This window comes from Roseovarius sp. TE539, from assembly GCF_003298505.1.
GTDB lineage: Bacteria > Pseudomonadota > Alphaproteobacteria > Rhodobacterales > Rhodobacteraceae > Roseovarius.
Map to the genome: position 1 here is coordinate 13276 of NZ_QNGB01000006.1, position 21516 is coordinate 34791.

21 protein-coding genes are annotated in these 21516 nt (G+C 62.9%); 14 read left to right on the forward strand and 7 right to left on the reverse strand.

What is annotated here, in order from left to right; all coding sequences use genetic code 11:
* Positions 1 to 203: 203 nt before the first annotated feature.
* Together DQW77_RS05685 and DQW77_RS05690 are read right to left on the reverse strand one after the other, a co-directional pair.
* Positions 204 to 1451: a sodium:proton antiporter gene (locus DQW77_RS05685; protein WP_113257236.1), complete on the reverse strand. Its 1248-nt coding sequence runs from the start codon at positions 1449 to 1451 to the stop codon at positions 204 to 206.
* Positions 1452 to 1509: 58 nt separating this feature from the next.
* Positions 1510 to 2214, reverse strand: coding sequence for an endonuclease/exonuclease/phosphatase family protein (locus DQW77_RS05690; RefSeq protein ID WP_113257237.1), 705 nt, complete (start codon positions 2212 to 2214; stop codon positions 1510 to 1512).
* A 37-nt stretch (positions 2215 to 2251) separates the two neighbouring features.
* On the opposite strand from DQW77_RS05690, the gene DQW77_RS05695 reads away from it, so the two are divergent.
* On the forward strand, positions 2252 to 2884 hold the full coding sequence (locus tag DQW77_RS05695) for a hypothetical protein (RefSeq protein ID WP_113257238.1): 633 nt from the start codon (positions 2252 to 2254) through the stop codon (positions 2882 to 2884).
* 7 nt (positions 2885 to 2891) lie between these two features.
* On the opposite strand, the gene DQW77_RS05700 is transcribed toward DQW77_RS05695, so the two are convergent.
* From DQW77_RS05700 to mazG, 3 genes are all read right to left on the reverse strand, one after another.
* Positions 2892 to 4313: a YdiU family protein gene (locus DQW77_RS05700; protein ID WP_113257367.1), complete on the reverse strand. Its 1422-nt coding sequence runs from the start codon at positions 4311 to 4313 to the stop codon at positions 2892 to 2894.
* A gap of 66 nt (positions 4314 to 4379) precedes the next feature.
* Complete coding sequence (locus tag DQW77_RS05705) at positions 4380 to 5321, reverse strand: nucleoside hydrolase (RefSeq protein ID WP_113257239.1); 942 nt, start codon at positions 5319 to 5321, stop codon at positions 4380 to 4382.
* A 115-nt stretch (positions 5322 to 5436) separates the two neighbouring features.
* On the reverse strand, positions 5437 to 6267 hold the full coding sequence (gene mazG / locus DQW77_RS05710) for a nucleoside triphosphate pyrophosphohydrolase (protein WP_113257240.1): 831 nt from the start codon (positions 6265 to 6267) through the stop codon (positions 5437 to 5439).
* 62 nt (positions 6268 to 6329) lie between these two features.
* Here mazG and DQW77_RS05715 point away from each other — a divergent pair, with 62 nt between their 5' ends.
* The 3 genes from DQW77_RS05715 to DQW77_RS05725 all read left to right on the forward strand — a co-directional run bounded on the left by DQW77_RS05715 (position 6330) and on the right by DQW77_RS05725 (position 9040).
* Positions 6330 to 7493 carry a M20 aminoacylase family protein gene (locus DQW77_RS05715; RefSeq protein ID WP_113257241.1) on the forward strand — a complete coding sequence of 388 codons (1164 nt, stop codon included), beginning with the start codon at positions 6330 to 6332 and terminating at the stop codon, positions 7491 to 7493.
* Between the two features lie 22 nt (positions 7494 to 7515).
* Positions 7516 to 8502 (forward strand): agmatinase, encoded by a 987-nt coding sequence (gene speB, locus DQW77_RS05720; RefSeq protein ID WP_113257242.1) that lies wholly within the window; start codon positions 7516 to 7518, stop codon positions 8500 to 8502.
* 115 nt (positions 8503 to 8617) lie between these two features.
* On the forward strand, positions 8618 to 9040 hold the full coding sequence (locus DQW77_RS05725) for a DUF1499 domain-containing protein (RefSeq protein ID WP_113257243.1): 423 nt from the start codon (positions 8618 to 8620) through the stop codon (positions 9038 to 9040).
* Here DQW77_RS05725 and DQW77_RS05730 read toward each other — a convergent pair.
* Entirely contained in the window at positions 8981 to 9250 is a 270-nt protein-coding gene (locus DQW77_RS05730) for a hypothetical protein (protein WP_113257368.1), read from the reverse strand. The genes DQW77_RS05725 and DQW77_RS05730 overlap by 60 nt on opposite strands.
* 74 nt (positions 9251 to 9324) lie before the next feature.
* Here DQW77_RS05730 and prfA point away from each other — a divergent pair, with 74 nt between their 5' ends.
* The 3 genes from prfA to DQW77_RS05745 all read left to right on the forward strand — a co-directional run bounded on the left by prfA (position 9325) and on the right by DQW77_RS05745 (position 12099).
* Positions 9325 to 10374, forward strand: coding sequence for a peptide chain release factor 1 (gene prfA, locus DQW77_RS05735; RefSeq protein ID WP_113257369.1), 1050 nt, complete (start codon positions 9325 to 9327; stop codon positions 10372 to 10374).
* Entirely contained in the window at positions 10371 to 11231 is an 861-nt protein-coding gene (prmC, locus tag DQW77_RS05740; protein ID WP_113257244.1) for a peptide chain release factor N(5)-glutamine methyltransferase, read from the forward strand. Before prfA ends, prmC begins: the two co-directional genes overlap by 4 nt.
* 244 nt (positions 11232 to 11475) lie before the next feature.
* Positions 11476 to 12099 (forward strand): DUF4167 domain-containing protein, encoded by a 624-nt coding sequence (locus DQW77_RS05745; RefSeq protein ID WP_113257245.1) that lies wholly within the window; start codon positions 11476 to 11478, stop codon positions 12097 to 12099.
* Positions 12100 to 12392: 293 nt separating this feature from the next.
* On the opposite strand, the gene DQW77_RS05750 is transcribed toward DQW77_RS05745, so the two are convergent.
* Positions 12393 to 13298 (reverse strand): LysR family transcriptional regulator, encoded by a 906-nt coding sequence (locus DQW77_RS05750; RefSeq protein ID WP_113257246.1) that lies wholly within the window; start codon positions 13296 to 13298, stop codon positions 12393 to 12395.
* Positions 13299 to 13464: 166 nt separating this feature from the next.
* Between DQW77_RS05750 and DQW77_RS05755 the strand changes: the two genes are divergently transcribed.
* The 7 genes from DQW77_RS05755 to DQW77_RS05785 all read left to right on the forward strand — a co-directional run bounded on the left by DQW77_RS05755 (position 13465) and on the right by DQW77_RS05785 (position 21492).
* Positions 13465 to 16884, forward strand: coding sequence for an indolepyruvate ferredoxin oxidoreductase family protein (locus DQW77_RS05755; protein ID WP_113257247.1), 3420 nt, complete (start codon positions 13465 to 13467; stop codon positions 16882 to 16884).
* Between the two features lie 81 nt (positions 16885 to 16965).
* Entirely contained in the window at positions 16966 to 17829 is an 864-nt protein-coding gene (locus DQW77_RS05760) for a lysophospholipid acyltransferase family protein (protein ID WP_113257248.1), read from the forward strand.
* A gap of 24 nt (positions 17830 to 17853) precedes the next feature.
* On the forward strand, positions 17854 to 18666 hold the full coding sequence (locus tag DQW77_RS05765; RefSeq protein ID WP_113257249.1) for a glutamate racemase: 813 nt from the start codon (positions 17854 to 17856) through the stop codon (positions 18664 to 18666).
* Positions 18667 to 18751: 85 nt separating this feature from the next.
* Positions 18752 to 19780 (forward strand): N-acetyl-gamma-glutamyl-phosphate reductase, encoded by a 1029-nt coding sequence (gene argC / locus DQW77_RS05770; RefSeq protein ID WP_113257250.1) that lies wholly within the window; start codon positions 18752 to 18754, stop codon positions 19778 to 19780.
* 18 nt (positions 19781 to 19798) lie between these two features.
* A complete protein-coding gene (gene ccmE, locus DQW77_RS05775; RefSeq protein ID WP_113257251.1) occupies positions 19799 to 20245 on the forward strand; it encodes a cytochrome c maturation protein CcmE in 447 nt (148 codons plus the stop codon).
* A gap of 60 nt (positions 20246 to 20305) precedes the next feature.
* Positions 20306 to 20917: a holin-associated N-acetylmuramidase gene (locus tag DQW77_RS05780; protein WP_113257252.1), complete on the forward strand. Its 612-nt coding sequence runs from the start codon at positions 20306 to 20308 to the stop codon at positions 20915 to 20917.
* Positions 20908 to 21492: a holin family protein gene (locus DQW77_RS05785; protein WP_113257253.1), complete on the forward strand. Its 585-nt coding sequence runs from the start codon at positions 20908 to 20910 to the stop codon at positions 21490 to 21492. Before DQW77_RS05780 ends, DQW77_RS05785 begins: the two co-directional genes overlap by 10 nt.
* The last annotated feature ends 24 nt before the right edge of the window (positions 21493 to 21516 follow it).

The following is a 21516-nucleotide window of genomic DNA, read 5'->3' on the forward strand; positions in this document are numbered from 1 at the left end:
GGATCGCGCGCCTGGTGTGGTGGCATGAGGCTCCTTTCGACCATCGTGCAACGCTGGATTGCGCCGCGTCAGAATGCCCGCCTCGGCGCTTTCAGTCGAGGCCCGAAGCGTTCACGAAATCGTCGCCCGGCATATCGGCCCGTGACCGGGTGTCGCGGGGGGCAGGGCGGGCGACGGGTTTGGTCCCGGGCTCCGCGCCACGCTCAGACCATTTCGGGGGACCGTCCCATCCGGTTGGCCAGACGCGTGACGGTAAGGCCCTGCACGATGATCGAGAAGATGACGATCATGTAGGTTGCCGTCAGAATCGGCGCCTTCCAGTCGCTTTCTGGCAGGGACAGGGCCAACGCGACCGAAATGCCCCCCTTCAGGCCACCCCATGTCATGATCGGGATCACCCCGCTGGAAAAGCTCCGGAAGGGTTTGAGAAGCAACACCGGCACCGCCACCGCCGCCAGACGCGCCAGCAGCGTCAGCGCGATGGACAACATGCCGGCGATCAGGAATTCGGCTTCGAAGGCAATGGCGAAGACCTCGAACCCTATCATCAGGAAAAGCACCGCGTTGAGGATCTCGTCGATCAGTTTCCAGAATGCCTCGACGTAGTGGCGGGTCTGCTCGCTCATGCCGTGGCGGGTGCCCACATCTCCGATCAGCAACCCGGCGCAGACGGCCATTATCGGCGCCGATACATGCAGGTAGACGGCAAGCTCGTATCCGCCGAACGCAAGCCCGAGCGTCAGCAGCACCTCGAGTGAGTAATCGTCGATACGGCGCATTATCCGGAAGGTGAGCCATCCCAGGATCAACCCGAGCGCTGCACCACCGAGTGCCTCCTGAACGAAAAGCCTTGCGGCGTCCGCAAGGCCGCCGGCTTGGCTGCCATCCTCCGGAAAGGCCATTCCGACAAGCACCAGGAAGACCACGTAGCCGACGCCGTCGTTGAACAGGCTTTCGCCGGCGATCTTGGTTTCCAGGGATCGGGGTAGGTTGGCTTCTCGAAGGACGCCCAGAACCGCAACCGGGTCGGTGGGAGAGACGAGGCTGCCGAAGACCAGGGCCACCAGCAGAGGCATGCCCGTCAGCCAGGAAAACCCCACCCCCACGATCACCGTTGAAAGCGCGATGCCGATGGTGGCCATGAGAAAGACCAGACGCCACTGCGCCCGCAGATCCGCGATCCTGACATGCAGCGCGCCGGCGAACAGGAGAAGGCCCAGCATCCCCTCCAGGAGGGCGTCGGAGAACTCTATACCCGACACCTCGGTGCGGACCGCGGCAGCCATCCCGAGCGACGGGACCGCCATGTCCAGCCCCATCACCCCCAGCGAGGACAGAAGCGCGACAAGAAGGATTCCGATCGCAGTCGGCAGTTTCAGGAAAAGGTAATTTATCGCGCCGAAAAGCCCGGCCAGCACGATCAGCAGCGAAGTGATCTGGAGTATCGTCATCGCCGGCCCTTTCCCTTTTCGGCCTCTGCTAGCATCTGTGTGACTGTCCCGCCAGCGTCTATGGCCGGTCCGGAGCAATCTCGGCCCAGACAGGCAGGTGATCCGAGGCGACGCGCGCCGGACTCCTGCGCAGGGCACCTCTGTCGTGCAGCGTAAGCCCCGGGCCGATTGCAAAGCGGTCGAGCGGCGCAACAGGTCGGGGCGAGGGAAAACTCGCCCCGGGGGAGATCAGCCTGAAGCCGTGCAGCACCGCCTGAAGGTCGCGGCCGGCCCCCCATTCGTTGAAATCCCCGGCCAGCAGCGTGGGGCGCTGTGGCAGGTCCCTAAGGGCACGGATGATCGTGGTGAGTTGCAAGATCCTGTAACGCCGTACAAGCCCCAGGTGCAGACCCAGCACTCTCAGCGGGCCGACCGGCGTTTCTAGGTCAGCACAGACCGCCCCGCGGGGTTCAAGCCCGGGAAGCTCGATATGTGCGGTATCACGGATCCCGAGATCCGGGCGCATGATCATTGCGTTCCCGTGCCATCCCAAAGAACCGCCCGGCGCACCGAAGGGAAGGGCACGCCATCCATGGGCTTCCAGCAGGTCGTGCGGCAGCGCGGCCGGGCGCGGCGGCAGGCGCTTGTCGGCTTCCTGCAGGACTACCAAGGGTGCGCCGGTCGCCTCGATCACCTTGAGGCTGCGATCCGGGCGACGGCGCAGATCCCAGCCGATACATTTCTGCAGGTTGTAGCTTGCGACGCGAAAAACCGGTAGGCTCATGATGCAACCCTAACCGCCGACCTGTGAGGTGTCGCGCATGTTTTCCGAGCAGACCTGGCTGGCACGGATCTTGTGGTCCGTTCTGCTGGTCGTGGCGTTCGGTGCCGTCCTGGCCGGCCGCTGGCCACTGGCCTTCGTGGCGCTGGCGACACTCGTGCTGTCGGTCGTGCCGGTGGTGATAGCCCGCTGGGCCGAAATCTACGTGCCGCCGAGTTTCGTTGCCGCCATTCTGATATTCATCGGGGCAACACTGTTTCTGGGGGAGGTCTTCAGCTTCTACGAACGATTCTGGTGGTGGGATATCGCCATGCATGCGGGATCGGCACTGGGCTTCGGGATGATCGGTTTTGTCCTGGTTTTCATGATGTTCCAGGGCGATCGCTACGCCGCGCCACCGCTGGCGCTTGCGTTTTTCGCGTTCTGTTTCGCGGTGACCATGGGCACTTTGTGGGAACTTTTCGAGTTTGCCGTGGATCAACTCTTCGAAACCAACATGCAGCGAACCGGTCTTCTGGACACGATGGGCGACCTGATTGTCAACATGATCGGCGCAGCCGTCGGGGCGGGCACGGGATTCGCTTATCTGCGTGGACAGGCGCGTGGCGGGCTGGGTGCGATCATCGACGACTTCATCCGCCGCAATCCGAGATACTTCAAGCGACGCAGATAGCCCGCGTTCAGGTGCCGCAGAATGTCTGGTGAACCACTTCCGATGGTTCCGGCGGCCTGGTCAGATCCTCGGCACCATCCTGTGTCTCGTAGGGGTTTTGAAGGACGGCCAGCAGCCGTTCGAACGGCGCATGGTCCCCGGCAACGGCGGCCGCGATCATCTGTTCGATGCGGTGATTCCGAGGGATGTAGGCCGGGTTCGCGGCCAGCATGCGCTCTGTGCTTCCTGTTTCTTGCGCGAGGCGCTGCTGCCAGCCTTCGGCCCATTTGTCGAACACGGTCGGATCCGTGAACTCATCGCGTGCCCCCCCGGTTGCCAAGGCACGGAAGGTGTTCGTGAAATCGGCTTGCTGCGCGGCCATCGCCTCCAGCAGCCCGTCAACAAGGGCGGCATCTTCTTGGCCCGGGGAGGCAAGGCCGATCTTGCGGCCGAACAGGCGCAGGCGCTCGGCCTCGATCTGCGCGGGCATGTCGTGAACGATGCGGGTGAATTCCTCGACCGCGACATTCTCGTCAGGCATGAGAGACACGAGGCAGGAGGCAAGCTGCGCCATGTTCCAGACGATCACGTTGGCCTGGTTGTCATAGGCATAGCGCCCGTGCGCGTCGATCGAGCTGAATACCGTGACGGGATGGTAGACATCCATGAAGGCACAGGGGCCATAATCAATTGTCTCGCCCGAAAGGGCAGTGTTGTCGGTATTCATCACGCCGTGGATGAAGCCAACCGCCATCCATTGCGCCACCAGCCCGGCCTGGCGCGCGATGGCTGCCTGCAACAGTTCCGCCGGATCGGCACAGTCGGGATAATGGCGGTCTCGCGTATATTCGAAGAGCGCCTTCAGGCTTTCGGTGTCGCGGCGCGCGGCAAAGAACTGAAATGTTCCAACGCGGATGTGGCTTGATGCGACGCGGGTAAGGACGGCGCCCGGCATGGCGCCATTTTCCCGGTATACGGGTTCTCCGGTGGCGACGGCGGCCAGTGCACGGCTGGTGGGAACGCCCATGGCGTGCATTGCCTCGGATACCACGTATTCACGCAGCACCGGGCCAAGCCATGCGCGCCCGTCACCCATCCTTGAATACGGTGTCGGACCGGAGCCCTTGAGATGGATGTCACGCCGCCGGCCGTCGCGGTCCACGACCTCGCCCAGAAGGTTTGCGCGACCGTCACCGAGCTGCGGCGAGAAACCGCCGAACTGGTGGCCGGCATAGGCTTGCGCCAGGGGTGCCGCACCGTGCGGAGGGCGGTTTCCGCCAAATACTTCCGCCAACTCGGAAGAATCGCCCGACATGATCCCCAAGTCTTCGGCCAACGCTTCGTTGAAACGGATCAACCGGGGTTGGCGAACCGGCATGGGATCGAGCCGCGCGTAGAACTTGGGCGGCAGCTTCGCATAGCTGTTGTCGAACGGGATGCTCAGGGTCATGACCGCAAGGTAAGACATCTTTGCGCAATTGCCATAGGCACAAGGATAGCAGGGCGAAATCAACGATCAATAGCGGGACAACCGTTCGGTCAGAAGGGCAAAGAATCCATTTGCATCCAGATCGCCCACAAACAAAGCGTTCGGCGCACGGTCGGTCACACCCCACCAATCCGCAACGGTCATGCCCCGGGTGAGGGGCGAGACGGTTTCGATCTCCACGTTGACATGCCGCCCGGAAAAAAGATCGGGCCGCAGGAGATAAGCGATCACGCAGGGATCGTGCAGTGGCGCGCCCTCGCTGCCGTACTTGGCCTTGTCGAACCGTTCGAAGAAATCGGTCATTTCTGCGACCGCGATGGCGACGGGCGTGGCGAGCGCGCGGATCGCGTCATTTCGGCCGCGTGTGACCAGCGCCTTGTGCGTGACGTCGAGGGGCATCACCACCAGCGACATGCCCGCCGAAAAGACCTTCGCCGCCGCCTCCGGATCGACGTGGATGTTGAATTCGGCGGCCGGGGTGATGTTGCCCACCTCGAAATAGGCCCCGCCCATGAGCACGATTTCCTGAACTCTTTCAACGATATCTGGCGCCTTTTCGAAGGCGGTGGCGAGGTTGGTAAGTGGCCCGAGCGCGCAGAGCGTCACGGTGCCCGGTGGGTTTGTGCGCAGCGTGTCGATGATGAAATCCACCGCGTGCCGGTCGCGCAGGGGCATTTTCGGCATCGGCAGGTCCGGACCGTCAAGCCCGGTTCTGCCGTGTACATGTTCGGCGGTGATCAGAGCACCGGCGATCGGGCGGTCACACCCTGCGAACACGGGAATATCGGTCTTGCCGGCCAGTTCGCAGACCATGCGGGCATTCCGGGCGGTCAGATCAAGCGGGACATTGCCGGCAACACAGGTAATACCGAGGACCGAGATATCTTCGGGGCTGGCCAGTGCAAGAAGCACCGCCACCGCATCGTCCTGTCCCGGATCGGTATCAATGATGATCTTGCGCGCGCTCATGCGACATTCTCCTTTTCGGGATCAGGATGCATGGACGTGGTGCAATAGTCCATCGTCGCGGTGGATGTGCGCCGCACGTTGGGGGGCCGGTGCGCGCTTGTCCGCAAGGCGCCGGTCATTTCCTTTCCGCGCGTTCCCGGATCTTGGCCGCGTCCCAGAGCGCATCCATCTCCGCAAGGTCCGACTCTTCCGGCGTGCGCCCGTCGCGCGACAGGGCCGTTTCGATCGCGGCGAAGCGGCGGGTGAACTTTGCATTGGCGCCGCGAAGCGCGGCTTCGGGATCAATGTTCATGTGCCGGGCAAGATTGGCCATCACGAAAAGCAAATCACCGAACTCCTCGGCGATCTGATCGCGGGCTCCGGCCTCCGCGGCTTCGTTCAGTTCCGCGACCTCCTCGGTGATCTTGTCGAGCACCTGCTCCGAATCCGGCCAGTCGAAGCCGACGCGGGCGGCGCGTTTCTGCAATTTCACCGCACGCAAAAGCGCCGGAAGGCCGGCGGCGACCCCGTCAAGCACGCCGGTCTGTGACTTGGCCGCGCGCTCGGCGGCCTTGATCGCCTCCCAGTCGCGGGTCTGCTGTGCCGCTGATTTGTCGCGGTCTTCGTCACCGAAAACATGCGGGTGGCGCGCGACCATTTTTGCGGCGATGTCATCGGCAACATCCTCGAAGGCGAACAGCCCCCGATCGCTGGCGATCTGGGCATGGAACACGACCTGCAGAAGCAGATCACCCAGTTCTCCGCGCAGATCGGCCCAATCGCTCCGTTCGATCGCGTCGGCGACTTCGTATGCCTCCTCGATCGTGTAGGGAGCGATGGTGACGAAATCCTGCTCGATGTCCCAGGGGCAGCCGGTTTCGGGGTCGCGCAGACGCCGCATCACGTCAAGAAGCCGATCCATCGCTGCGGGGCCGGTACGGTTTGGAGGCGTCGGATCGTCGGGCATTGCAGTCGCTCCGTCTTTGGGATTGAGTGAACCCTGAAGCGCGCAGCAGCGGGAGTCCAGACATGGCCGTAATCAACCGGATCGCCGGGTTCGAGGACGAGATGAAGGCTTGGCGGCGGCATCTCCATGCCCATCCCGAACTTGGCCTCGATTGCCATGCGACGGCAGAGTTCGTGGTCGCACGGTTGCAGGAGTTCGGTATCGAAACGATCGAGACGGGTATCGCGCGCACTGGGGTGGTGGCCGTGATCGAAGGGCATGGCGAGGGGCCCGTGACGGGCCTGCGCGCTGATATGGATGCGCTGCCGATCCTCGAGTCGACGGGGCTGGAATACGCCTCGACGGTGCCGGGCTGCATGCATGCCTGCGGGCACGACGGACACACGACGATGCTTCTCGGGGCGGCGAAATATCTTGCCGAGACTCGCAATTTCGCTGGCCGTGCGGTGTTGATATTCCAACCTGCCGAGGAAGGCCCGGGCGGTGGCCGCCTGATGGTCGAGGATGGTGTTCTGGACCGGCACGGCGTGGACGAGGTTTATGCCCTGCACACCATGCCGGGTATCGCGCCGGGCAGTTTCGAGACGGCGTCGGGCCCACTGATGGCCGCGGTGGACACGTTGCATGTCCATGTCGAGGGGCAAGGCGGACATGCCGCTTATCCGCACCAGACCCGCGACCCGGTTGTCGCCGCGGCCGGTATCGTGCAGGCGCTGCAATCGGTCATCAGCCGCAATCTTGATCCGTTGAGGGATCTGGTCGTGTCAATCACCCAGATCCACACCGGAAGCGCCGAGAATATCGTGCCCGAAACCGCTTATGTGAACGGTACGATGCGCAGTTTCGATCCCGATATTCGGGCCATGGCACTGCGCCGCATTCGCGAGGTCGTGGCCGGGCAGGCGGCCTCTTACGGGGTCAGCGCGCGGGTGGAGATCGAACAAGGGTACCCGCCCACGCTCAATGATCCGGCCTGCACCGAAGTCGCCGCAGCGGTGGCGCGCCGGATTTCCGGCGAGGCGGCGGTGATCACGGATCGGGAGCGCGAGATGGGCGCCGAGGATTTCTCTTACATGCTGAACGCGCGCCCGGGCGCGTTTCTTTTCCTTGGACAGGGCGAGGCCGCGCCCCTGCATCATGCCGGGTTCGATTTCAACGATGCTGTCGCGCCGGTCGGCGCGTCGTTCTTCGCCCGGATGGTCGAACGCGCGGCACCGGTGGGCTGACATGTGATGCGGGGAGGGTGATATGGCATTGAAGGATGCAGCCAATCAGGTAGATCAAGCATTTACGCGGCAAAGCTCACGCGGTTTGAGCCACGAGAACGTGTTTGGCGGCGCCCCTTCGTTCCTGCGCCGACGCTACAGCAAGGACCTGGCCGGTGTTGACGTGGCCGTGACAGGGGTGCCTTTTGATCAGGCTGTCACCAATCGGCCCGGCACACGGTTGGGACCGCGGGCGATCCGCGAAATGTCGGCGTTGCAGACCTGCGATCCGCCTTACGGCTGGGCCGGTTTCAGCCCGCTGGAGGAACTGAATATCGTGGACTACGGTGATCTGGCCTTCGATTACGCCGACATCCCCGCCTTTCCCGATGCGCTGCGTGATCATGTCCGCTCGATCCTGGCGGCAGGCGCAGCAAGCGTGACACTGGGTGGAGATCATTATATTTCTTTTCCGATTCTAAGGGCTTATGCGGAAAAGTTCGGGCCGCTTTCGTTGCTGCAATTCGATGCGCATTCCGATACCTGGCCTGATGACGACATGGCGCGTGTGGATCATGGCACGATGTTCTACAAGGCGGTCAAGGAAGGGCTGGTCGATCCGGAGCGGTCGGTTCAGGTTGGTATCCGCACGGTGAATGCCGACAATCTGGGCGTTCACACGATAGATGCGCGGGAGGTCCACGAGGACGGTCCGGCCGCCTGCGCGTCACGGATCCGCCGGATCCTCGGCGATGCGCCGACCTATGTCAGTTTCGATATCGACTGCCTTGACCCCGGTTTCGCGCCGGGCACCGGCACGCCGGTCTGGGGCGGGCTTAGCAGCGGACAGGCGGCGATCCTGCTGCGCGATGTTGCCGGTATAAACATGGTGGGCGGGGACGTGGTGGAAGTGTCGCCACCTTTCGATCCCTCGGGTATCACGGCGGTGGCCGGGGCGCATGTGGCGATGGAACTGATTTGCCTTTGGGGATGGACGCGACGCCGCAGCAGCGGCGCAGCCGCAGGATGACGGGGCGGGTGACCCCGATCCGGCGCAACGCACTCCAACGATGTCATTCGGCATTACGTCAAAGATATCCACAATATTTTGTGCAGCCTGTGGATAAAGTGAAAGGAAGTCGGGCATGATCCGCTGGTTTTCGTGGACGGTTGTCGGGATATTGGTGCTGTTTCTGGGGGTCGCTGCCTATGTCCGGCTTGCCCCCACCGACCCGGAGACCTGGCACCGCATGCCGGGCGGGATCACCAATCGCGATCTCGAAGGCGGGGCGATGCGGATTGTCGGCGCCGGGGAAAACGGGCTTTCGCGGCTGGATGCGATCATCCGCGATACCCCGCGAACCAAGCTCCTGGCCGGTTCCGTGGACGAGGGCAAGATCACTTATGTCACACGGTCGGTGCTGTTCGGCTTTCCCGATTACACCACGGTGCGCCTCTCGGGACCACAGATCGAGATCTATGGCCGCCTGCGGTTCGGGCGCTCCGACCTAGGAGTCAACGCTGCCCGCATCGACGGCTGGCTGGAGCGCTTCGGGAAGGGTGGATGACAGGCAGCCATCGGCCACCTTGCGCCACATGGGGTTGTTGAGAGACATCTGGCACTGGGCCATGAACATCCTTCCATCCACCTGCATGCAGATGGTCTGGCCGAGTTCGATCCTGTCACCCTGCCGGTCGGTGCAATAGCAATCCACGGTCTTTCCGCCGATGTTGGCATCGGCAAACGCCGGAGACGCCAGAAGCAGGAAAAGGGACATTCGTGCGATCATGCGGCCATTATAGCACATACCTCAGGCTTGACCAATCGGTGACGATGGGTGACATGCGCGGCATGGTTCCGATGGACAGGCTTGATCAGATCGTCGAGCGTTTCGAGTATCTCGAAGCGCAGATGGCCTCGGGCGGGGGCGATATCGCGCAGCTTGGCCGCGAGTATGCCGAACTGCGCCCGGTGGTCGAGAGAATTGCCGCTTATCGGACTCTTCTGGAAGAAATCGAGGCCGCGGAGGCGATGCGTTCCGACCCGGAAATGAAATCGCTGGCCGAGGAGGAGCTGGAGGCGCTCCATGCGCGCCGCCCCGAGCTGGAGGCCGAGTTGCAGATGGCGCTGTTGCCGCGTGACGAGGCCGATCGCCGCCCCGCGATCATCGAGATCCGGCCCGGCACCGGGGGCGAGGAAGCGGCCCTTTTCGCGGGCGATCTGCTGCGCATGTACCAGCGTTATGCCGAGGCAAGGGGCTGGAGCTTTGACCTCGTGGAGATGCAGCAGAGCGAGTTGGGAGGCGTCCGTGAGGCCGTGGCCCATGTCAAGGGTGCGGATGTCTTCGCGCGGCTCAAGTTCGAGAGTGGCGTGCATCGGGTGCAACGGGTTCCGGAAACGGAGTCAGGCGGCCGCATTCATACCAGCGCCGCCACCGTCGCTGTCCTGCCGGAGGCGCAGGATGTGGACGTGCGGATCGACCCCAATGATCTGCGCATCGACACGATGCGCGCCTCGGGGGCAGGCGGTCAGCATGTCAACACCACGGATTCCGCGGTGCGTATCACCCACATTCCCAGTGGCATTGTCGTGACCTCTTCCGAGAAATCCCAGCACCGCAACCGCGAAATCGCGCTGGAGGTGCTGCGTTCGCGGCTTTACGACATGGAGCGGCAGAGCGCCGACAGCGCCCGCAGCGCCGTGCGCGCCGCTCAGGTTGGGTCGGGTGATCGGAGCGAGCGCATCCGCACCTACAATTTTCCGCAGGGCCGGATGACGGATCACCGCATCGGCCTGACACTCTACAAGCTTGACCAGATCATGGCCGGGGACCTGGACGACGTGATCGACGCGCTGACGGCGGATGCACAGGCCACGCTTCTGGCCGAGATGGACGAATGAACGCGGTGCGAAGTGAACCCCGTTGCTGGGCGGCACTCCTGCGCGAGGGGGCGGCGCGGCTGGAGGCGGCGGGTGTGCCGGGCGCGGCGGGAGACGCGCGGCGTCTTCTTGCCCATGCGGCCGGCGTTGATCCGGGGCGGCTGATCCTGCTTCTGCCTGAGGATTGCAGCCCTGAGGGCGCCAGGGAGTTTGACCGCCTCATAGCACGGCGCACCCTGCGCGAGCCGGTGTCGCATCTGATCGGGCGGCGGGAGTTCTTCGGACGCAGCTTCGAGGTGGGGCCCACGGTTCTGGATCCGCGTCCGGAAACCGAAACCCTGGTCGTACAGGCGCTCGGGGCGGATTTTGAAACGGTGCTCGACCTGGGCACCGGGACAGGGTGTATCCTGCTGACACTGCTGTGCGAGCGACGGCACGCGCGCGGGACCGGCATCGACCTTTCGGGCGACGCATTGGCGGTGGCGGAGCGCAATGCCGCCACTCTGAAACTGACCTCGCGGACGGATCTTGGCATTTCCGACTGGTTCGATGATGTCGAGGGCCGCTTTGACCTGATCGTGTCCAACCCGCCCTATATCGCGACATCGCAGATGGCGGCCCTGGCGCCCGAATTGCGCCGGTTCGAACCCCGTGTCGCCCTTGAAGGCGGAGAGGACGGGCTGGATGCCTACCGGATCATCGTGACGGGGGCTGCGACGCATCTGTCCCCCGGTGGACGCCTGATGGTGGAGATCGGGCCGACACAGGGGCATGCGGTAGCGGCGTTGTTTGAACAGCAGGGTGCGCGGGATATCCACGTTTACGCGGATCTTGATGGCCGCGACCGTGTCGTGACGGGACGCTGGAGCGGCTGCTGAATGGTCGCAAACGGCGAAAATCCGTGTCATCCGGGCAAAAAACGACGCTGCGGCGCGGATTTGCTCGGTTTGCTCTTGTGCCGGGCGGTATGGCATGTTTAGTGAAGGGTGTTGCAGCGGTGGATATCCGAAGGGTGGTCCCGCGCGACGCTAAGCCATCACATGTCGCGGACCGCTTGTTAACGGCGCAGGAGGCGCCAAGCGGATAGGGCGACGCTTTGAGTACAGGGCTAACAGCTAGAACATGAGACCATCGAAGTCACGTTCGCGTAACAAGTCGAACCGCAACCGGTCTGTCGGGAATGTCGTAAACAGGGTTTTCGACAGTTCAGGCCCGGAGGGCAAGGTTCGCGGCACGCCGCAGCAGATCATAGAGAAGTACAATCAATTGGCGCGGGACGCGCAGCTTGGTAACGACCGTGTCGCGACCGAGAATTTCCAGCAGCACGCGGAGCATTACCTGAGGCTTCTTGGCGCGGCCCAGAAGGAACAGGAGGCGAAGCGGGAGCAGCAGGAGCGCGAGAACCGCGAACGCCAGGCAGAGCGTGACCGCGAACGCGCCAAGCGTCAGGAGCGGGAATCAAACGGTACGGACGACCCCGGCCAATCACCGCAACCCGAGGTCATGGACAGCAGTGCGGAAGAGGGCGAACATCTGGTCGAAACGCCGGAAAGCAAATCCGATGCCCCCAAATCGGACGCCCCCAAATCCGACGCGCCGAAGCGGCCCCGCAAACCCCGTGCCAAGCAGAAGGGCGGCAAGGGCGCAGCCGCGTCGGGCAAGGCGGACGAATCGGGCGGCGGTGGCGAGAGCGCCGGAAATGATGAGGATGGTGACGGTCCCCCTCCCTCCGAAGCGGCCGAATGACGCGTAACGCGCCTGATTTCCGAGAATCCTGTTCACGCCCGGCATGAACGATATCGAAAGCGTGCGAGTCCACCGCGCACGTCTGTGCGCAAGATGACCTTCCCAAAAAGGACCTGCCGAAAAAAAAGGCCGAGCACTAAGCTCGGCCATAGTCCAACAGGGAGGTATGAAGATGAGCGCTGTGCGCGTCACCGTCGAATGGTGAAATATTAGCACATTCATGAACGATCAAGGGAAATTCGCTGCACTTGCAGCATTGCCGGTATGCAAATGATGCATATCTGCATCAGAATTCAGCCAAGCGCCTGTTCCTTAAGCCTTTTGCGATACGCCATGATCTCTTCCTGGACGAAGTCCCGGAACGCCGAAACCCGTTTCGAGTGTCTCAGCTCCTCCGGATAGGCAAGGAAGACCGGCACTTCGACCGACTCAACTTCAGGAAGAACCCGGATCAGATCCGGGAAGTCACGGGTCAGGTAGTCGGGCAGGACACCGATTCCGAGATTGTGCAGGACCCCCTGAAGCACCCCGAAGTAGTTGTTGACCGTCAACAGGGAGGGGATGTCGTGGGTCATCAGTTCGCTCACCAGGGTTGCCCCGGCGCCGACCTGCGCCGACCGCGGGTTCTGGCAGATCAGGCGATGACGGTGCAGGTCCGCGGTACCTTGCGGCGTGCCATGGGCGGCCAGATAGGCGGGCGTGGCGTAAAGGCACATGTGAACGCTCATCAGGCGTTTGCGGATCAGGTCGGCCTGGCTGGGCTCCTTCATCCGGATCGCCACGTCCGCTTCGCGCATGGGCAGGTCGAGAACCCGCTCTTCCAACATCAGGTCGATCTTGAGGTCAGGATATTTCTGGTAAAGTTGCGGCAGGCGCGGTGCCAGCCAGAGAGTGCCGAACCCGATCGTGGTGGTCACGCGAAGTTCGCCGAAAACCTCTTCCTCGCTGTCGCGGATGCGTGCGGTGGCAGCGTCGAGGCGCTTCATCATCGCGCGTGTCGCGTCAAACAGCAATTCCCCTTGTTCAGTGAGAATCAGACCGCGCGCATGGCGGTGAAAGAGGGTGGCATTGAGTGATTCCTCCAGTGCCCGCACCTGCCGGGAGACAGCCGATTGCGACAAATGCAACAGATCACCTGCATGGGTAAGGCTCCCGGCATCCGCGACGGCATGAAATATTCTGAGTTTGTCCCAATCCATCCCTGAAACTTTCCGCTAAATCCGTCACCCGGAGAGCAATAGCAAAAAAACGCTGTGCTGGCACGTCGAAGCCACTCCGCCGGATAAAATTTCCCTTTATAGGTCACAACATGTGACCTATTATTGTGTCACCTACTTGCATATATGTCTTCTTGGGAGGGCTTCCATGACCACTCCGACAATATCGTTGACCGATCGCTTCGATCTGGAAAAATCGCCGGTCCTGCTGAATGGAACGCAGGCGCTTGTCCGGTTGACGCTGATGCAGGCCGCACGCGACCGCGCGAGGGGCTTGAAGACAGCCGGTTACGTCACCGGCTACCGTGGCTCTCCGCTCGGCGCGGTGGACTTGCAGATGACGCGGGCCGCGAAATGGCTTGAAGACTCGGATATCACCTTTCAGCCGGGGCTGAACGAGGATCTGGCGGCAACGGCCCTGTGGGGCAGCCAGCAGGCAGAACTTCGCGGCGAAGGCCGCTACGACGGTGTTTTTGGCCTCTGGTACGGCAAGGGGCCGGGTGTCGACCGCTCGGGCGACGTGATGCGGCATGCCAATATGGCCGGGACATCGCGCAATGGCGGTGTCCTGATGGCGATGGGTGATGACCATACCGGCGAATCCTCGACAACCTGTCATCAGTCGGACTGGGCTCTGGTGGATACCTACATGCCGGTGCTCAGCCCGGCCGGCGTTCAGGAGATTCTTGATTACGGGCTCTACGGTTGGGCCCTGAGCCGCTTCGCCGGTGTCTGGTGCGGGCTCAAGACGATGAAGGACACGGTGGAAGTCACGAGTGTGGTGGACGGCCGCCCGGACCGGATGCAGTTCATCACCCCGGAGTTCGACATGCCCGAGGGCGGTCTCAACATCCGTCTGGGAGATCACTGGATTCCGCAGGAAGCACGGATGATCGACCACAAGAGGTTTGCCGCCGAAGCCTTTGCACATGCGAACAAGATCGACAATCGCATCTGGGGAAAGCCGGGCGCGAAGATCGGGTTCGTGGCGGCCGGCAAGAACTGGCTGGACCTTGAGCATGCGCTGGACATGCTGGGCATCGACGCGACCGAGGCGGAGCGGCTTGGCCTGACCACATACAAGGTTGGCCAGACCTTCCCGATGGACATGAAGGGCTTTCACGACTGGGCCGAGGGCCTGGAACTGATTGTCGTCGTCGAGGAGAAGCGCAAGCTGATCGAAATCCAGATCAAGGAGGCGATTTTCGATGACCGGCGCGGGCGGCGGGTCTATGGCTGGTACAAGGGGGGCGCGGGCTCCATGCACAGCGAGGAGCTGTTTCCGACCCGCATGGCGCTGGACCCCGTGATGATCGCCGAGAAGATCGGCACCATCCTGACCGAGGAGGGGCGTGGCACCGAAAGCGTCAAGGCCGCGCTTTCGCATATTGCAGAGGCACGCAAATCCGACAATGCCGAGGAGATCGCGACCCGGCTGCCCTATTTCTGCGCGGGTTGTCCGCACAATACGTCGACCAACCTGCCCGATGGCAGCCGCGCTTATGCCGGGATCGGGTGCCATATCATGGCCATGTGGATGGACCGCGAGACAAGCGGGTACACACACATGGGGGCGGAGGGTGCCAACTGGATCGGGGAGGCGCCGTTCTCCACCCGCGATCATGTTTTTCAGAACATCGGTGACGGCACCTACAATCATTCCGGGATCCTTGCCATCCGCGCCGCGTTGGCCGCCGGAACCAACATCACCTACAAGATCCTCTACAACGACGCGGTGGCAATGACCGGCGGGCAGACAAACGAAGGCGGCCTCGGCCCCGACAGGATCGCGCATGAACTTCGGGCGATGGGGGTTGAGCACATTGCCGTGGTCTTTGACGAGAAAGAAGAACCCGCGCGCCGGGATTTCCCTCAGGACGTGGGTTGGCATCCCCGCGAGGAATTGCCGAAAGTTCAGGATAAATTCAAGGATATCAAGGGCGTTTCCGCCATTATTTATGTGCAGACCTGCGCGGCCGAGAAACGCCGCCGCCGCAAGCGCGGCAATTTCCCGGATCCTGACAGACGGGTCTTCATCAATCCCGAGGTGTGCGAGGGCTGCGGCGATTGCGGGGTTCAGTCCAACTGCGTGGCGATCGTGCCAAGGGAAACCGAGCTGGGCCGCAAACGCGCCATCGACCAGTCCGCATGCAACAAGGATTTTTCCTGCCTCAAGGGGTTTTGCCCGTCCTTCGTGACGCTGGAAGGCGCCGAGCTTCGCAAGGAGGAAACGACGGATCTGGAATTGCCCGACCTTCCCGAGCCTGACCTGCCCGCGATCCGCGGCACCCATAACGTGGTGATCACCGGGGTTGGCGGCACCGGGGTGGTGACCATCGGCGCGGTCATGGCCCAGGCGGCACAGCTTGACGGCAAGGGCGCCGGGATGATGGAAATGGCGGGTCTGGCGCAGAAGGGCGGCGCGGTACATATCCACTGCCGCATCGCCGAGGCCCCCGAGGACATCAGCGCCATCCGCGTGGCGATCGGCGAGGCCGACGCGCTGATCGGCGGGGATCTCGTGGTGTCGGCGGGGGCCAAGACCCTCGGGCTGACGCGCCGGGGCCGCACCGGCGCCGTGGTCAACAACCACGAGACGATGACCGGCGATTTCACCCGCGATACCGAATTCCGTCTGCCGACGGAGCGGCTGGAACTGTCATTGACGGCCCGGTTGAAGGACGATGTGCAGTTGTTCGATGCTTCGGAACTGGCCCGCGTGACGATGGGGGACTCCATCTTTTCCAACATGATCGTATTCGGCGCGGCATGGCAGCGCGGATTGATTCCGCTGAACCTCGAGGCAATCGAAGGCGCCATTTCGATGAATGGCGCGGCGGTCGAACGCAACAAGCGCGCCTTTGCCATCGGCCGGTGGGCGGTGCTGCATTCCGCCGAGGCGGATAAGCTGCTGGAACCCTCGGTCGTGGAAAAGCCCGGATCGCTGGACCAGAAAATCGCCCACCGTGCCGATCACCTGAAGGCTTATCAAGGCAAGGGGTTGGCCCGTCGTTATCGCGGGATGGTTGAGGCGATCGAGGATTCGGAGCTCAAGGAGGCCGTCGCCAAGGGGTATCACAAGCTTCTGTCCTACAAGGACGAATACGAGGTGGCGCGCCTGCTGCTGAAAACCCGCGAGAAGGCACGAGAAGAGTTCGATGGCGATTTCAGGATGACCTTTCACCTTGCCCCGCCGGTCCTGACCGGCAAGGGGCCCGACGGACGCCCCAGAAAGCGCGAATTCGGGCCATGGCTGGAACGTCCGCTGCGGGTTCTGGCGCGTTTGAAGGTGCTGCGGGGCACACCGCTTGACATCTTCGGGTTCAGTTCTGAACGGCGCATGGAACGCAAGCTGATCCGTCAGTTCGAGGCGGACATGAAAGAAATCCTGCCGCTGCATGACGCGTTGACGCACGACGCCATCGTGGCGCTGGCTGAGCTGCCGCTGCAAATACGCGGCTTCGGTCCGGTCAAGGCCGAAAATGAGGCCCACGCGGCCAAGCGGCGCGAGGAATTGTTGGCTACAATCCGCGCCGGTGGCGAGGAGGTGACGCGCGCGGCGCAATGACGTCACAAAAGTTTCACTCACTCTGGTCAGAAGCGTCGCACACACTTAAAGAACCAGCGACTCGCTCGAAGGACGACCAGAATGCGCCACGAACGGCACATCGCCCGCGACATCAGCTATTCCTATTCGGCCGAGACCCGCAGCGGGCGGGCGATGATCCGGACCATGGAAAACCTCACCGGGCGCATCCGCCTGATAAAGCGCGCCCGCGGCTACGAGCAGGAAGTGGCCAGCGGGCGCAGCTTCTGGCAAGTCATGGTCGAACGCTACGGCCTGACCCTCGACGTGGTGGGCGGCAGCCTGGCCAACATCCCGCGGGACGGCCCGCTGATATTGATTGCGAACCATCCCTACGGAATCCTCGACGGGCTGATGATGGGCCACATCCTCAGCCAGACGCGCGGCGATTTCCGGATTCTCGCGCATCAGGTGTTCCGCAAGGCCGAGGATCTTAACCGCATCATCCTCCCGATAAGCTTTGACGACGACAAGGAAGCGGTGAAGCTGAATCTGCAGACCCGCAAAACGGCGCTGGAGTATCTTGGCGACGACGGCGCTATCGGGATCTTTCCGGGCGGCACCGTGTCCACCGCGACGAAACCTTTCGCACAGCCCCTCGATCCGGGTTGGCGCGGCTTTACGGCGCGGATGGTGGCGAAATCCAACGCGACAGTGGTGCCGATCTTCTTTGACGGTCACACCAGCCGCCTGTTCCAGATTGCCAGCCACCTGCATTATACACTTCGCATGGGTTTGATGATCAAGGAGTTCGGCAAGCGTGTGGACACCTCGGTGCGCGTGGTGGTGGGGGAGCCCATAGGGCGGGCCGCTCTGGAGGCGCGCGCCAAGGACTCCAAATTGCTGATGGATTTCCTGCGCCACAAGACGTATGAGCTTTCCCCGCGGCCAATTGATCCCGGGCGGATCGGCCACGAATTCGAGTAGGGGCGCGCCGGGGCGCGAAACGATATGGCGGTAGGTATCTTCGACAGCGGGCTGGGTGGCCTGACGGTGCTGGACGCCGTGCAGAAGCGCCTGCCGGATCAGGTTTTCGTCTACCTGGGCGACAATGCCCATGCGCCCTACGGCGTGCGCGAGGCGGATGATGTCCACGATCTGACCAGGGCAGGGGTCGAGCGGCTGTGGAAGGCCGGATGCGACCTGGTGGTGCTGGCCTGCAACACCGCCAGTGCCGCGGCACTCAGGCGCATGCAGGAGTCCGGCCTGCCCGAGGGCAAGCGGGTGCTGGGCGTCTTCGTGCCCCTGATCGAGGCGCTCACGGAACGGCAGTGGGGTGACAACTCGCCGCCGCGCGAGGTGGCGGTGAAGCATGTCGCGCTTTTTGCCACGCCGGCGACCGTATCAAGTCGCGCCTTCCAGCGCGAACTGGCTTTCCGCGCCATCGGTGTGGACGTGGAGGCGCAGGCCTGTGGCGGGGTCGTGGACGCGATCGAGGAGGGCGACATGATCCTTGCCGAAGCGCTGGTTCGCAGCCATGTGGATGCCCTCAAGCGGAAAATGCCGAAACCGCAAGCCGCAATTCTTGGCTGTACGCATTACCCGCTGATGGAAGATGCGTTCAAGGCCGCGCTTGGCCCGGACGTGCAGGTTTACAGCCAGGCAGAGATTGTTGCAGAAAGCCTTGCCGATTACCTGGGACGGCATCCCGAAATGGCCGGCCCGGGGCAAATCCCGATGTGCCTGACCACGGGTGATCCGAAGACGGTCTCGGACCGTGCGACCCAGTTCATGCGTCGCAAGATCGAGTTTCACGAGGCCTGAGCGGCAATCCCGCGTTGCGCCCGCATTGCAGTGGGTCCGTGTTTTGCCTAAACCCTTGGTCCGAAGCCACGGCAAAGGTCACCACATGACTCACAAGATCGCGATACTCGGTGCCTCCGGCTACACGGGGGCCGAGCTTGTCCGCCTGATCGCAACGCATCCGGAAATGCGCATTGCCGCGCTCGGGGCCAATTCCCGTGCCGGCGTGGAAATGGAAGAGGTGTTCCCGCATTTGCGGCACCTTGCCCTGCCGCGCATGCTGACCATAGCGGAAATCGACTTTGGTGATATAGACCTGTGCTTCTGCGCGTTGCCCCACAAGACCAGTCAGGAGGTGATCCGCAATTTGCCCAAGGGTCTGAAGGTGGTTGACCTCAGTGCCGATTTTCGCCTTCGCGATCCGGCTGTCTATGAAAAATGGTACGACACTCCGCACGCCGCGCCGGAATTGCAGAAGAAGGCGATTTACGGTCTGACCGAGTTCTACCGCGACGAGATCCGGGGCGCGGGTCTGGTTGCCGGAACCGGGTGCAACGCGGCGACCGGGCAGTATGCGCTGCGCCCGCTCGTCGACGCCGGTGCAATCGACCTTGACGAAATCATCATCGATCTCAAGACCGGGGTCAGCGGGGCCGGGCGCAGCCTCAGGGAGAACCTGCTGCATGCCGAACTTTCGGAAGGGACACATGCCTATGGCGCCGGCGGTACGCACCGCCATCTTGCGGAGTTCGACCAGGAATTCACCGCACTGGCCGGACGCGAGGTGAAAGTGCAGTTCACGCCGCATCTGATCCCTGCGAATCGCGGTATCCTTGCCACTGTCTATGTCCGCGGCAACGCGGGATCGGTGCACGAAACCCTTGTTCAAGCCTACGAAGACGAACCCTTCCTCGAGGTGTTGCCCTTCGGGCAGTATCCCAGCACCCGGCACGTTCGCGGCAGCAATTTCTGCCATATCGGTGTTGTCGAGGATCGTATCGCCGGCCGGGCCATCGTGATCGCGGCGCTTGACAACCTGACCAAGGGGTCAAGCGGGCAGGCCTTGCAGAATGCCAATCTGATGTTAGGTATGGACGAGACGACTGGCCTGATGATGGCGCCGGTCTTTCCCTGATCCGCAAGAGACGAAGCGATGAAATCCCTCAAGAAAAAGCGCCGCGTTCAGGTGATACTGGTGACAGTCGTGGCCTTGATCGCGGCCACCGCCATGATCGGATATGCGATGCGTGACGGGATCAATTTCTTCCGATCCCCCAGCCAGGTGATCGCCGAACCGCCCGCGCCGACAGAGGTTTTTCGCATCGGCGGCCTGGTCGCGACGGGAAGCCTGAAACGCGGAGAGGGGGAAACGATCCGCTTCAGCGTGACCGATGGCGGCGCCACGGTGCCGGTCACCTATCGGGGTGTCCTGCCGGATCTTTTCGAGGAGAATCAGGGCATGGTCGGCACCGGCACCCTTGAAGACGGCGTGTTCCGTGCGACCGAAATCCTTGCCAAGCATGACGAGGATTACATGCCCAAGGAAGTTGTGGACAGCCTCAAGAAACAGGGTGTCTACAAGGAACCGGGCGGCAGCTAAGGACGTCGTTAATCCATCCTCTCCAGCCTTCTGCGCAAGTGGTAGCGCAGGATGTAGCCGATGAAGGATGTCACCGAAATCGCAAGGGAAATCGTGGCGCGTGAGGGCGGGTTCGTGGACGATCCCGACGATCCCGGTGGCGCCACGAAGCATGGCGTCACCATCCATACACTGCGGCGGCTGCGCCTTGATCTGGACGGGGACGGGGATGTCGACACGGATGATCTTGGCCGCATGACCCCCGGACGGGCCGAAACGTTGTTCATAGAACATTACTTTCGCCGGCCGGGTATCGAGTTGCTGCCGGGTGTGCTTCAGGCGAGCGTCTTCGACATGTATGTCAATGCCGGGTCCAATGCGGTCAAGATCCTGCAGCGGCTCCTGCGCCGGATGGATCAGGAGGTTGCGGTCGACGGGGTGATCGGACCGGTAACCGCGCGAACGGCGCGATCGGCGGCGCGTGCGGCGCCCGGTCACATTGCCGATGCCTACGGTATCGCGCGGCGCAATTATTACCTGCGCCTTGCCGATGCGCGGCCCGCCTTGCGCAAGTTCGCGCGCACCCGTGCCGGCGGCAAGGGCGGATGGATCCGCCGCGCGGAGGAGTTCATCGCGCCGCGCTGGCATCTTGGCGAAGACGAGTTTCGGGACAGGGTGGCGCAATGGGACTGATTGAACGACTCTTCGGGCTGCTTTTCGGTGGCGGCCGCAACATGATTGCCGAGACGGCCGAAGTCTTCCGCGTCAATGCCGAGCAGGAGTCCGCCCGCGATGCCGGGCACCGGCGGGCCGCTCTGGCGCAGTTCGCGGCCGAGTTTGCGCCGCGCCGCGGGCGCTTTGACCGCCTGGTCGACGCCCTCAACCGCCTGCCACGCCCGGCGATGGCCTTCGGGGTGCTGGCAATGTTCGGTGCGGCGATGACCGATCCGGTCTGGTTTGCCGCCCGGATGCAGGGGCTGGCGCTGGTGCCCGAGCCACTCTGGTGGCTTCTGGGCGCGGTCGTCAGCTTCTATTTCGGGGCCAGGCACCAGGTGAAGGGGCAGGAATTCCAACGTTCGATTGCCGCAACGATGGCCCATGCCCCGCAGGTGGCCGAGAACATCCGCAACCTGCACGCGCTTCGCCATGACAGCCCCGGCGCCGCGCAAACCGGGCGCGACGCGGATCTGACGTTGTCGGTCATCGCGCAGGACGCGAATCCGGCGCTGGAAGATTGGCGCAGACGGGGCCGCCCCGCGACAATGTGATCCTCTCAGGGCCGGTTTCTTCGT

What these genes read in the sequence shown, in the direction of transcription:
- DQW77_RS05685 (WP_113257236.1), bottom strand. Translation starts at nt 1,451, where the DNA reads ATGACGATACTCCAGATCACTTCGCTGCTGATCGTGCTGGCCGGGCTT.
- DQW77_RS05690 (WP_113257237.1), bottom strand. Translation starts at nt 2,214, where the DNA reads ATGAGCCTACCGGTTTTTCGCGTCGCAAGCTACAACCTGCAGAAATGT.
- DQW77_RS05695 (WP_113257238.1), top strand. Translation starts at nt 2,252, where the DNA reads ATGTTTTCCGAGCAGACCTGGCTGGCACGGATCTTGTGGTCCGTTCTG.
- DQW77_RS05700 (WP_113257367.1), bottom strand. Translation starts at nt 4,313, where the DNA reads ATGACCCTGAGCATCCCGTTCGACAACAGCTATGCGAAGCTGCCGCCC.
- DQW77_RS05705 (WP_113257239.1), bottom strand. Translation starts at nt 5,321, where the DNA reads ATGAGCGCGCGCAAGATCATCATTGATACCGATCCGGGACAGGACGAT.
- mazG (WP_113257240.1), bottom strand. Translation starts at nt 6,267, where the DNA reads ATGCCCGACGATCCGACGCCTCCAAACCGTACCGGCCCCGCAGCGATG.
- DQW77_RS05715 (WP_113257241.1), top strand. Translation starts at nt 6,330, where the DNA reads ATGGCCGTAATCAACCGGATCGCCGGGTTCGAGGACGAGATGAAGGCT.
- speB (WP_113257242.1), top strand. Translation starts at nt 7,516, where the DNA reads ATGGCATTGAAGGATGCAGCCAATCAGGTAGATCAAGCATTTACGCGG.
- DQW77_RS05725 (WP_113257243.1), top strand. Translation starts at nt 8,618, where the DNA reads ATGATCCGCTGGTTTTCGTGGACGGTTGTCGGGATATTGGTGCTGTTT.
- DQW77_RS05730 (WP_113257368.1), bottom strand. Translation starts at nt 9,250, where the DNA reads ATGTCCCTTTTCCTGCTTCTGGCGTCTCCGGCGTTTGCCGATGCCAAC.
- prfA (WP_113257369.1), top strand. Translation starts at nt 9,325, where the DNA reads ATGGTTCCGATGGACAGGCTTGATCAGATCGTCGAGCGTTTCGAGTAT.
- prmC (WP_113257244.1), top strand. Translation starts at nt 10,371, where the DNA reads ATGAACGCGGTGCGAAGTGAACCCCGTTGCTGGGCGGCACTCCTGCGC.
- DQW77_RS05745 (WP_113257245.1), top strand. Translation starts at nt 11,476, where the DNA reads ATGAGACCATCGAAGTCACGTTCGCGTAACAAGTCGAACCGCAACCGG.
- DQW77_RS05750 (WP_113257246.1), bottom strand. Translation starts at nt 13,298, where the DNA reads ATGGATTGGGACAAACTCAGAATATTTCATGCCGTCGCGGATGCCGGG.
- DQW77_RS05755 (WP_113257247.1), top strand. Translation starts at nt 13,465, where the DNA reads ATGACCACTCCGACAATATCGTTGACCGATCGCTTCGATCTGGAAAAA.
- DQW77_RS05760 (WP_113257248.1), top strand. Translation starts at nt 16,966, where the DNA reads ATGCGCCACGAACGGCACATCGCCCGCGACATCAGCTATTCCTATTCG.
- DQW77_RS05765 (WP_113257249.1), top strand. Translation starts at nt 17,854, where the DNA reads ATGGCGGTAGGTATCTTCGACAGCGGGCTGGGTGGCCTGACGGTGCTG.
- argC (WP_113257250.1), top strand. Translation starts at nt 18,752, where the DNA reads ATGACTCACAAGATCGCGATACTCGGTGCCTCCGGCTACACGGGGGCC.
- ccmE (WP_113257251.1), top strand. Translation starts at nt 19,799, where the DNA reads ATGAAATCCCTCAAGAAAAAGCGCCGCGTTCAGGTGATACTGGTGACA.
- DQW77_RS05780 (WP_113257252.1), top strand. Translation starts at nt 20,306, where the DNA reads ATGAAGGATGTCACCGAAATCGCAAGGGAAATCGTGGCGCGTGAGGGC.
- DQW77_RS05785 (WP_113257253.1), top strand. Translation starts at nt 20,908, where the DNA reads ATGGGACTGATTGAACGACTCTTCGGGCTGCTTTTCGGTGGCGGCCGC.